At 69.7% G+C, this 10,025-nt stretch carries 11 protein-coding genes and 1 pseudogene; 6 read left to right on the forward strand and 6 right to left on the reverse strand.

All coding sequences use genetic code 11. From position 1 onward, the window contains the following. Nucleotides 1–154: 154 nt before the first annotated feature. Complete coding sequence (locus AC5WS8_RS38450; protein WP_496108131.1) at nucleotides 155–418, reverse strand: helix-turn-helix transcriptional regulator; 264 nt, start codon at nucleotides 416–418, stop codon at nucleotides 155–157. Here AC5WS8_RS38450 and AC5WS8_RS38455 point away from each other — a divergent pair. Both AC5WS8_RS38455 and AC5WS8_RS38460 read left to right on the forward strand, forming a co-directional pair. Then, a complete protein-coding gene (locus AC5WS8_RS38455) occupies nucleotides 387–620 on the forward strand; it encodes a helicase associated domain-containing protein (RefSeq protein WP_496108132.1) in 234 nt (77 codons plus the stop codon). The two genes, AC5WS8_RS38450 and AC5WS8_RS38455, sit on opposite strands and share 32 nt — an antisense overlap. Nucleotides 621–970: 350 nt before the next feature. Continuing rightward, entirely contained in the window at nucleotides 971–1,549 is a 579-nt protein-coding gene (locus tag AC5WS8_RS38460) for a maleylpyruvate isomerase N-terminal domain-containing protein (RefSeq protein WP_496108122.1), read from the forward strand. Nucleotides 1,550–1,613: 64 nt separating this feature from the next. Here the strand turns inward: AC5WS8_RS38460 and AC5WS8_RS38465 are convergent, their stop codons facing one another. The 4 genes from AC5WS8_RS38465 to AC5WS8_RS38480 form a co-directional block, all read right to left on the reverse strand. Further along, on the reverse strand, nucleotides 1,614–1,793 hold the full coding sequence (locus AC5WS8_RS38465; RefSeq protein ID WP_496108123.1) for a hypothetical protein: 180 nt from the start codon (nucleotides 1,791–1,793) through the stop codon (nucleotides 1,614–1,616). Next, nucleotides 1,790–2,623 (reverse strand): IS21-like element helper ATPase IstB, encoded by an 834-nt coding sequence (gene istB / locus AC5WS8_RS38470; protein WP_496108124.1) that lies wholly within the window; start codon nucleotides 2,621–2,623, stop codon nucleotides 1,790–1,792. Before istB ends, AC5WS8_RS38465 begins: the two co-directional genes overlap by 4 nt. Next, on the reverse strand, nucleotides 2,620–4,260 hold the full coding sequence (gene istA / locus AC5WS8_RS38475; RefSeq protein WP_496108125.1) for an IS21 family transposase: 1,641 nt from the start codon (nucleotides 4,258–4,260) through the stop codon (nucleotides 2,620–2,622). Before istA ends, istB begins: the two co-directional genes overlap by 4 nt. Nucleotides 4,261–4,896: 636 nt before the next feature. Further along, nucleotides 4,897–5,343 carry a hypothetical protein gene (locus AC5WS8_RS38480; protein WP_496108126.1) on the reverse strand — a complete coding sequence of 149 codons (447 nt, stop codon included), beginning with the start codon at nucleotides 5,341–5,343 and terminating at the stop codon, nucleotides 4,897–4,899. 1,345 nt (nucleotides 5,344–6,688) lie between these two features. On the opposite strand from AC5WS8_RS38480, the gene AC5WS8_RS38485 reads away from it, so the two are divergent. The 4 genes and pseudogenes from AC5WS8_RS38485 (at nucleotide 6,689) to AC5WS8_RS38500 (ending at nucleotide 8,568) form a co-directional block, all read left to right on the forward strand. After that, the gene (locus tag AC5WS8_RS38485; protein WP_496108127.1) at nucleotides 6,689–7,108 is read left to right on the forward strand and encodes a hypothetical protein; all 420 of its coding nucleotides are present in this window, start codon (nucleotides 6,689–6,691) and stop codon (nucleotides 7,106–7,108) included. Between the two features lie 77 nt (nucleotides 7,109–7,185). Further along, a complete protein-coding gene (locus AC5WS8_RS38490; protein ID WP_496108128.1) occupies nucleotides 7,186–7,836 on the forward strand; it encodes a hypothetical protein in 651 nt (216 codons plus the stop codon). Continuing rightward, a pseudogene (locus AC5WS8_RS38495) lies at nucleotides 7,833–8,039 on the forward strand (helicase associated domain-containing protein); the annotation flags it as partial. The gene AC5WS8_RS38490 and the pseudogene AC5WS8_RS38495, both read left to right, overlap by 4 nt. A 238-nt stretch (nucleotides 8,040–8,277) precedes the next feature. After that, on the forward strand, nucleotides 8,278–8,568 hold the full coding sequence (locus tag AC5WS8_RS38500) for a helicase associated domain-containing protein (protein WP_496108129.1): 291 nt from the start codon (nucleotides 8,278–8,280) through the stop codon (nucleotides 8,566–8,568). Nucleotides 8,569–8,842: 274 nt separating this feature from the next. Here the strand turns inward: AC5WS8_RS38500 and AC5WS8_RS38505 are convergent. After that, a partial coding sequence (locus tag AC5WS8_RS38505) for an elongation factor Tu (RefSeq protein ID WP_496108130.1) occupies nucleotides 8,843–10,025 on the reverse strand: 1,183 nt, incomplete at its 5' end.

A 10,025-nucleotide genomic window follows, 5' to 3' on the forward strand; every position in this document is an offset into this window, starting at 1 on the left:
CCGGACCGTGCCAGGCGGCGCGCCGAAGCGGCGGGGACGGCGGAGGCGCGTCCCCCGGGCAGCCCATCCGGGGCGAACCTGCATGCGAGTTGCCGCTTGACTGTTCGGCGCCTGCTCGCCGGTTCGGGTGATTCATGGGCGGGGCTCGGCGGGGTCAGGAGCCCTTCGCCCCGGGCGGGGTGTGGTCGTCGCAGAGGGTGCCCAGCAGGTGCTCGATGGGGACGTCGAAGGCGTGGGCGAGAGCGTGCCAGGTGGTGACGCAGCCGGTGGTGCGACCGTGCTCCAGGTCGATCAGGGTGCGGCGGGCCAGGCCGCTGCGGTCGGCGAGTTCGTCGAAGGTCCAGCCGCGCTCGCCCCGCAGGCGCGCGAGTTCGACGCGCAGCGCGGTGAGGTCGGGATCGGGCGGCAAGATCGTCAGCGAGGGACACCTTCGGGTGCCGAGGAAGCACGTCGAGACGATCGTCCTCAGCGGTGGCGATGGAGACGGCGGTAGGGGCGAGGACCAGAAGGAACGGCAGCTCCGGCTCGGGGCATGGATCGGGAACCAGCGGAGCAGGGCCGCCACGCTGTCGCCTAAGCGGGTGGAGCAGCTGTCCGCGATCGGGATGCGCTGGGCGTAATTGACGGCGGTGGGGGCGTGTGTCTTTAACGGGTTCCATCGGTCCCACCCTTCCGGGTTCCGTTGGCCCCACTTCTGCGCTGAACAGGTGAGGGCGCGAGGCGGTGCTGGAGAGTTCCGGGTTCGCGTGGCCCCACCCCCTCGATCGGGTGACCTTTTCGTGGCCTGGCGCGCGTTGGGGTGGTCGGTGGTGTCGATGGCCGGGGCGTGACCGGTAGCGTGAGATCTGCGGCAGGCAAGCCCAGTCGTGAGCCCGCCCGGACTGCTCCCCCGACAGGATGCGTCCGGGCGGTTTTCGTCTGTGGTCGGGGTCCGCTTGTTGATACTTGTCAGCGTTGCGACGATCACGGGATGCATCGCATCGATAGTCGAGACGTCGACCGGGCTGTTGACGAGATGGTTCGGGCGCTCAGCCCGCACGACTCCGAGGACTGGCAGACCCGAGCGGGAGCGCTGGACTGGAGCTGCTGGCAGACTGCCGCGCACGTCGCGCACGACCTGCTCGCTTATGCCGGACAGCTGGCGGCTCGTCCGACGGACGCGTACCTACCCTTTGACCTCACCGTCAACGCCGATGCGCCGGCGAGCGAGGTGCTCAGGGTGGTGACCGCTTGCGGAAGACTGTTGAGCACCGTCGTCGCCGCAGCCGCACCCGGTGATCGCGCTTGGCACTGGGGACCGTGTGATCCGGAGGGATTCGCCGCGATGGGAGTCGCCGAGACCCTCCTCCACACGCACGACATCGCCCAGGGGCTGGGGATTGCGTGGCGCCCTCCGGAGGACCTCTGCGCCGCGGTGCTCAGCCGGCTGTTCCGCGACGCTCCGCCCGGTGACCCCGTCGAGGTTCTTCTCTGGTCCACGGGCCGGGGTGAGCTCGCCGACCGCCCTCGCCTCACCTCGTGGGTCTGGAAAGCCGCCGTCTCCGACTGAACACAGGCTCTGACCATCGCGGCGGGTGCCCGAATGGCACCCGCCCGAAAGGTATGTCGGTGCGTCAGGTCAACCGGTCTGCGTGCAGTTCTAGCGAGCAGATCGCCCAGTCGACGGCTGTGTCGAAGCCGTAGTGGCTGTCCAGGGCCCGGTCGATGTGCTCGTCGGCGGTGGTGAAGAAGTCGGCCAGGCTGCGGAGGAATTGGGCGAGTTCGGCCCCTTCGCCGGGGGCCGGCTGGGTCATGCGGCGGCGGCCTTGCGCTTGGCGGTGGTGCTGGCCAGTCGGAAGGACTCGGTGCCGGTTTCGATGATGTGGGCCTCGAAGGTGAGGCGGTCGACGATGGCCTGGCAGAGCCGCTTGTTGGTGAAGGTCTGGTCCCATTCGACGAACGGCTGGTTGGAGGCGATCGCGATCGCGTGCCGTTCCTCGCGTTCCGTGAAGATCTGGAACAGCAGCTCGGCGCCGTGCCGGTCGAGCTTGACGTAGCCCAGCTCGTCCAGACAGAGAAGATCGACCCGCCCGTACTTCTTGATCGTGCGGCCGAGTTGCTTGTCGTCGGCGGCCTCGGCGAGCTCGTTGACCAGGTTCGCGGCGGTCGTGTAGCGGACCCGGCCGCCGGCTTCGGCGACGGCGGTGCCGATCCCGATCAGCAGGTGGGACTTTCCGGTCCCGGAGTCGCCGATCAGGCAGAGCGGCTGGCCTGCTCGCACCCAGCCCATGGTGGCGAGGGTGTTCACGACCTCCGGCGAGACGTTCGGGTTCTTCGAGAAGTCGAAGTCCTCGATGCGCTTTTGGCGTGGGAAGTTCGCGTCCTTGACTCGGCGGAGCCTGCGCCGTTCGTCGCGGTCCTCGCACTCGCTCTCCAGCAGCTCGGCCAGGAAGTCCGCGTAGGAGGCGTGCTCGCGCAGAGCCTGCTGGACCGTCTCCTCCCAACGGCCGCGGATCGTGGTCAGGCCCAGCGAGCGGCAGGCCGTATCGATGGCGATCGCCGGGTCGGCGGTCCGCTGTCCGGGCAGCCCTGAGGAAGCCCAGGACCCCTGCTCGTTCGGGGCCTGAGCAGTGCTCTGCGTCATGCTGAGCCTTTCGAGGTGATGGAAAGGAGCTGGCCGTAGGCGGCCAGTGACGGCGCCGGGCGGGTGTCCGGCGGTAGTTCGGGACGTCTGTTGGACAGGGAGATCACCCGCGCGGACACGATGTCCTCGGTCTCCTCGGCGACGGCCGGTGGCGCGATCACGACGGGTGGGGGTCCGCCGGCCAGGGCGTGGGCCTTGCGGGCCTCGATCGCGACCAGTTCCGGGGAGACCGAGCCCGCCTCCAGGACCGCGCTCATTCCGGCGATGACCGCCTCGGCGGGCAGGCGGCGGTGCAGCAGCAGGACCTCGATCAGCGCGCGGGTGCCCTCTGCCCGGCCGTGGGCCTCACGGGCGGCGGCCCAGAACGCATCGTGGACCGGGGTGAACGAGCCGTCCGCGCGGGCCGCCGTGAGACCGGTGGAACCCTCCAGGGCGCCAGGCTTGGCCCGCAGGATCTCCAGGTAGTGGTCCAGCAGATCCCGGTAGCCGTAGCGGCCGGGCAGTCTGGGGTGGCGGGCGACGATCTCGTGGCGGTCGAAGACCAGCACCTCGTCCGCCCGCAGCGACACTCGGACGTTGCGGCCGATGAACCGGGCCGGCACCGAGTAGTGGTTCTGCCGGATCGTCACGCGTGAGGAGCGGTTGACCTTCGGCGTTGAGGTCAGGCCGACATCGAACTCGTCCAGAGGGACCGGTCGCAGTAGCGACTGTTCCTCGCGGAAGTCGAAGCCGACCGAGGTCGGGCGGTTGTCGATGTGCCGGGCGTCCTCTTGTGCCTCGATCCGCTCGATGTGCTCGTTCAGGTCCGCGAGCGTGTCCACCTCGGGAACGGGGACCAGGTGGGTTCGGCGGAAGCGGCCTCCCTCGTGCTCGACGCCGCCCTTCTCGTGCGCGCCGTCCTGGCCGGGCATGCAGTAGAACGCGTCGAAACCGAAGTGCGAGCGGAACGCCACCCACCGCTGGCTCTCCACCCGGGAGCGGCCGAAGCAGACCGTCTTGACCGCCGGCTTCAGGTTGTCGTACCGGATGTGACGGGTCGGCACCCCTCCCAGCAGCCGGAACGCATCCAGGTGCCCCTGCATGAATGCTTCCTGGCTCTGCGAGGAGAAGACCCGGTGGACCGCCTTGCCCGAGTACGACAGGCGAAAGGTGAACAGGTGGCAGGCGATCGGCTTGCCGTCCACCCGCACCCAGACCTCGGCGAAGTCGACCTCCGCCTCCTCGCCCGGCAGGTGGACCTGCGGCACGAAGCCCTCGTGCACGAGCCGGGCCTCGACGGCCTCCGCCCTGATCTCCGGCCTGCGCTTTTGCAGGTACTCCGACAGCGTCGTGTACGCGGCTTCGGTGAACCCGTACTCGTCCCTCAGCCGGTTCAGGATCCGCCGGTTGGTGTGACGCTGCTTCGGCGGGGCGGACAGGTCCGCCCGCAGCATCTCGTCGATCCAGCCCTTGGCCGGGTCCAGCACTGACCGGCGCTTCGAGGGCGCCTTCCGCTCAGGCGGCATCGCGCTCTCCAAAGCCCGGCGCACCACCACCCTGCGGTGCACCCCGTACTTGCGCGCCAGCTCCCGGACCGGGGTCTGCTCCAACCTCCGGTCACGACGGATGCACTCGAACAACTCCACGCGCGACAACAACCCGGCCTCCCGACACGGCCGCGATCAAGAACAGACCCAGCCTGACGCCGCCAACCGGACCAACCGAGCGATTACGCCAACCGAAGTCGTGCCGGTACTACCAACCCAGGTGGGGCCACCGGAACCCGGAACTCGCCTGGGGCCGCTCGAACCCGGAGAGGTGGGGCCAAAAGAGGCCGGTATAGACAGGCGTGCGTAGCCGATGACAGCTGGTGCTGTCACGGGAACGCCGGAACCGGTGGTCAGGGGCGGAGGGTGTGGGAGAACCGACGCCACGGGCTTGCAGGAGCTGGCCCTGTCGGCTGGCCGCTGGGGGAGGCGGACGTGGGGCAGATCGAGCAGGGGCTGGAGCAGGCGTTGCGCACCCGGTCCGTTGCCGGTCCGGGGTACCCGTGCTCCACCTTGCACACCGCCTCGCAGAGCGCCGTTGATGAGACAGGCGTGGACCGTTCGCCACACAGACCCAGATCGTGCGCTAAGCCCTCGCGGCCTCGATTGGCGCTTTGACCTGGGCTGATCGTACGGCGCAGCCTTCGCGGGTCGATGTTGTCGATCTTCGGGGGGACCTGGTGTCGGTCGAGTTCCTGTCGGATCGACAGGCAGCCCAGGTCCCGCCGTTGACACGGGTCGGTTGGGTTATGAGTGGTCGTGGTGCTCGCAGCACTCGTCGTGCTCGTGGTGCTCGTGGTGCTCGTGGTTCTTGATCTCGGTGGGGTCGGTGGCGGTGTGGGTGGCGGTGTCGCCGCCCCCGGTGACCGTCGCGGTGTTGGTGACCCGGCGGGGGGCGGTGCAGGAGACGTCCACCTTCAGGGTGATGGAGGGGTAGCTGCTTCCGGCGGGGAGGACGTCGCTACGGGTGCAGGTGAGGGTGTTCAGGGTGCAGTTCCATCCCGTGCCGCGGATGCTGTCGGCGCTGAGCCCGACAGGGAGGGTGTCCTGCACGGTGACCGGGCTGCCGTTGGTCGGGGCGGCCCCGGCGGCGTTGCCCACGGTGATGGTGTAGGTGCCGTCCCGCCCCTGGGTGAAGTGCCCGGTGTGGGTCTTGGCGATGGTCAAGGACGGGACGACGTAGGAGATGGTCACCTGGCCGTTGTGGTTTGCCGTCCCGATCGTCGAGGCGCTGAAGCTGGTTCCGGTGCCCGACGGGGTGGCGAAGCTGCTGCCCCCACCACCGCCACCACCATTAGCGTAGCTAGCGCCGGTTAGGAGCTCGGTGGCTCCGCCGCCACCGCCGCCGGCGAAGTATCCTCCGCCGCCGCCTCCCCCGGCCCCAGCAAAAAAGCACGCGGTGCTGTTGCCGCCGGTGCCCCCGGTGCCGGGCGTGGCGCCGGTGAAACCGCTCCCCGGGCCACCCGCGGTGGCCGTGCAAGGGGCATGGGGACTGCCGGGCGGACCGCCGGTGCCGCCGGTCATGGTGGTGGTGCTGCCGCCTTGCCCGCCGCCTCCCGGCGAACCGCCAAAAAGGGATGCTCCGGTGGTGCCGGCGGTGGCGTCCGGTGTGCCACCGTTGCCCCCGTTTCCCCCTTCAATTCCGGCGCCGGCGTTGGCTCCGCCGGCACCGCCGCCACCACCAGCGACGACGAGGAGGCTGGTGCCGGTGCTGACGCTGGACGCCCCGCCTCCGCCGGAACCGCCCTGGCGAGCGCCATTGGGGCCGCTCGCACTGCCTCCTGGGGCGCCGCCGTTGAAGCCGCCGGCGCCGCTTTGGTTGCAGCCGGCGGCGCCGGTGCCCCCGACGTTGACAGTGTAGGTCGTCGGGGAGGCGGATGGCGGCAGAGTGGTCACCACCCGCGCCCCCGTCCCGCCCGACGTCAGGAAAAGACAAGGTTTGCCGGTGTAGTCGGCGCCCCCGGCGCCATCCGCGGTGATCGTGACCACCGCGTTCGCGGGGACGGTGAGGCTCTGCGGGGCCCCGGTGAAGCCGAAGGTGAACGATGGGTCAGTACCTCGTGCCCGTACCGGGGCGGTGGCCGGCTTGGCTCCCGTCGGTGCGGCGGCTACGGGTGGAGCCGTGGCCGCCAGCAGCGCCATACCGGACAGCAAAACGCTCCCCACCGACACCACCCCCACACCGCGCTCCCCACGCCGTCCACCCGAGCCGACCGGACCGGACGCACCGACGGCACGAACCGGGAGCATCCCAGCGCCCAGGGCCCGAAACACGGCCACGGGCCACCGACGGCCGACCCGAGACAGATCGCCCTGCCTACGCGCACGAGCGCTCATCCGCGAGTTCACCTCTCCTCACAGCAAAGCGCCCCGCACCCCCCACGCCACAAAGCACGAGCGACACGGGACACCTGACGAAGAATCATGACAAACCGCATTAGATAACCGGAGCCGATCACTTCGAGGTAGCGAGGCAATGAGCAACCCCGTGTGTCGCGCCTCTGCCGCAGGTACTGGTCATCGAGGTCACGCCGAGACCTTGGCCAAACAGGGCCACACCGTCGACGACGTCCTCGGCCCGCTCAACGCGCACGGGTTTCACGCCTACCGGATGGCCAACGACTATGGCGCGGGCAGCTATCCGGCCGCCCTGCGGCGGCCCGTTCCGCCGGTGCGCTGGCGCGGGCCCGTCACGGAGATGACCGATCTGGTCTTCTCCCGCCTGGACGCCGAGACCCTGCCGTACGTCGGTCTGCGGCGCGGTGAGGCGTGTCGCCCGCAGATGCGGGGGCGCGGAGGCGGAGCGGGTTATGGTGGGCGCGGCTGGACACGCACTGCCGTCCGCCGCCGACCGGCGCCCACGCCGCCACGGTCGGCCGTGGCCAAGGTCCTTCGGGCCCGTGCAGTCCCGTCGTGCCTCGATCCGGCGGAGCGTGAGGCCGCCCATCGGAGCACCTGATGCCCAAGAACCAGCCCACCGCTGCCCAGCGGGCTTGAGCTGTCCGGCCGTCCGCCGGCGGGAAGTACACCGCGCTGTTGCGCGCGGCCGCCGACCCGGAGACTCGGCAGCTGCTCAACCCCGAACCGGACAACCCCAAGGCGCACGCCTGGTGCCCGCAGTGCCGCAACGCCTTCGTCCTGCACCGCTCCGGACGCTGCCCCGAGCCCACCGTGTACCGCGTCAACGATCAGGACTTCGACGGCCCCCACTGGGGCGGCGGACTGCACTCGCACGGCACATGGGTGCGGGTCATCGCCCGCGCCGACGGCGGCCGCGGCCGCTGGCTCACCCCTGACCTGGCCCTCGGCGGCCCCGACGCCCTCACGGGCGCACTGCGCGCGGACACCCCCGACGACCAGGGCGTGACGGGGTTCCCGGACATCGTGCACCTGCGGTCCGTCCTCGACAGGGCGTTCCCCGGCGCCACGGAGGGAGTCTTCGCGCTCGACCGGTACGCCGATGTGGACGACGACCCGGCGGACCTGGTCCGCCGCGAGTTCATGTGGGACTGCGACAACGACTGTGCCGACTACGACGACTATCGACCGCCCGCCGGGGCCTGCAGCGGGTCGCCGGGACTTGTAGATCCTCGGCGCAGACAGCACGCGGGTCGAGGTCCAGACGTCGCCGAGCGTGTTCGACGTCTGGGCGATGACGCGGGCGGCAGCTGGAAAAGCTCGGCATGATCTGGTCCCACTACGACGTCGCATGGGAAGAAGGACTCGCCGCCGCCCGCGGATGGGCCAAAGAGAACGGGCACCTCCTGGCGCCCCTGGACGCCACCTACCAGGGCTACCGGGTAGGAATCTGGCTCAAGAACCAGGGGGCCGCCGCCCGGAAGGCCGCCGAGAACGAACAGCGACGTGCCGAGGGGCTGCTGGTGCAGTCGGTGGCCGGCGCTCTGTCGGACGAGCGGCGCGAGCAGTTGGAGGAGATCGACCCGTCGTGGTGCCCCACCTGGCCGGTGGAGTGGCAGCGCGCCTTCCACCTGGTCCGGCAGCACCTGGAGGCCGACGGCGAGCTGCCAATGGAGCCGGGCGTCGTCGTGCACCAGGGCGAAGACCTTGGCCGGTGGGTGCGCTCGATCCGGCTCGGCTTGGGACAAGCTCACAGGCGTCCAGCAGTGGATGTGCGAACACATCCTCGGGATCGAGCCCGCGGCCGAGGACGAGAAGCCCAAGCCACGCCGCAGCCAGGCGGACAAGTGGGCAATGAACTACGCGGCCGCCAAGCAGTTCTACGAGCGCGAGGGACACCTTCGGGTGCCGAGGAAGCACGTCGAGACGATCGTCGGCGAGGACCAGGAGGAGCGACAGCTCCGGCTCGGGGCATGGATCGGGAACCAGCGGAGCAGGGCCGCGACACTGACGCCGGAGCGGGTGGAGCAGCTCTCCGCCATCGGGATGCGCTGGGCATAGGCGCGTACGGCGACGAGCCGCGGGGCCGGACAGGATGTTCCCGTCCGGCCCCTGCTGTTGGTCGGGTCGGGGCTGCAGTAGCCCTACGTCCAACAGGCTATACCGAGGCCGGGGAGACGGTGTGGGGTCGCTCTGGAGCCTGCTCCGCCCGAGCAGGCTGGTGTCCAGGCCGATGTGGTGAGGCCGGCTGTCGAGGAGTGTGGCACGGATCCCGGCGGGCCGCGTCTGTGCCGATGCTGCACGCGGGCAGGTGCTGCTCGGCGTAGGCCGTACGTCACAAGGGCCTCACGTTCGTCGCCTCGGGTCCGCGCGGACCTTGCCGCACGTTGAAGCTGACAGGTTGATTCTCCTGGAGGGTCCGGAATCCGGTGCCTTCGATGTCGCGGTAGGAGACGAAGGTGTCTGGTCCGCCGAAGTCGGGTCTGATGAATCCCAACCCCTTCTCCACGTTGAACCACTTCACCCTGCCGGTGACACGTCCATCGCCGACCGGTGATGGGGTGCTCGCTGCCGTAGCGGCTTCTCTTCGTGGCGACGCGGGCTGCGGTCTCGGTGAGGCACCCACCGTGGGGGTCTTCTTGAGGACTCGGGTCACCTGGCCGGCGCCGACGGTGCGGCCGCCCTCGCGGATGGCGAACTTGAGGCCCTCCTCCATGGCGATGGGCTGGAGCAGCTCTACTTTCATCTTGGTGTTGTCACCCGGCATGACCATCTTGGTGCCCTCGGGGAGGGTCACGACGCCGGTCACGTCCGTCGTACGGAAGTAGAACTGCGGGCGGTAGTTGTTGAAGAACGGCGTGTGGCGGCCACCCTCGTCCTTGGACAGGATGTAGGCCTGCGCCTCGAACTCGGTGTGCGGCGTGGCCGAGCCGGGGCTGACGAGTACTCTGCCGCGCTCGACGTCCTCGCGCTTGATGCCGCGGAGCAGCAGACCGACGTTCTCACCGGCCCGGCCCTCGTCGAGCAGCTTGCGGAACATCTCGACGCCGACGACCTCAGCCGTTGCCGTGTCAGGCTGGATGCCGATGATGTCGACGGTCTCGTTGACCCGGATGACACCGCGCTCGATCCGGCCGGTGACGATCGTGCCGCGACCGGTGATGGTGAAGACGTCCTCGATCGGCATCAGGAAGGGCTTGTCGCCGTCGCGCTGCGGGGTAGGGATCGACTCCTCGACGGCGTTCATCAGTTCGAGGAGCTTCGCGCCCCACTGCGGGTCGCCTTCCAACGCCTTCAGAGCGGAGACGCGAACGACCGGGACGTCGTCTCCCGGGAACCCGTACTCGGTGAGGAGCTCACGGACCTCGAGCTCGACGAGCTCCAGGATCTCCTCGTCGTCCACCATGTCGGCCTTGTTCAGGGCGACGACGATGTACGGCACGCCGACCTGGCGGGCCAGGATTACCTGCTCCTTGGTCTGCGGCATCGGGCCGTCGGTGGCGGCGACCACCAGGATC

Source organism: Streptomyces sp. PTL18 (assembly GCF_059510295.1).

What these genes read in the sequence shown, in the direction of transcription:
- AC5WS8_RS38460 (WP_496108122.1), top strand. Translation starts at nt 971, where the DNA reads ATGCATCGCATCGATAGTCGAGACGTCGACCGGGCTGTTGACGAGATG.
- AC5WS8_RS38465 (WP_496108123.1), bottom strand. Translation starts at nt 1,793, where the DNA reads ATGACCCAGCCGGCCCCCGGCGAAGGGGCCGAACTCGCCCAATTCCTC.
- istB (WP_496108124.1), bottom strand. Translation starts at nt 2,623, where the DNA reads ATGACGCAGAGCACTGCTCAGGCCCCGAACGAGCAGGGGTCCTGGGCT.
- AC5WS8_RS38500 (WP_496108129.1), top strand. Translation starts at nt 8,278, where the DNA reads ATGTGCGAACACATCCTCGGGATCGAGCCCGCGGCCGAGGACGAGAAG.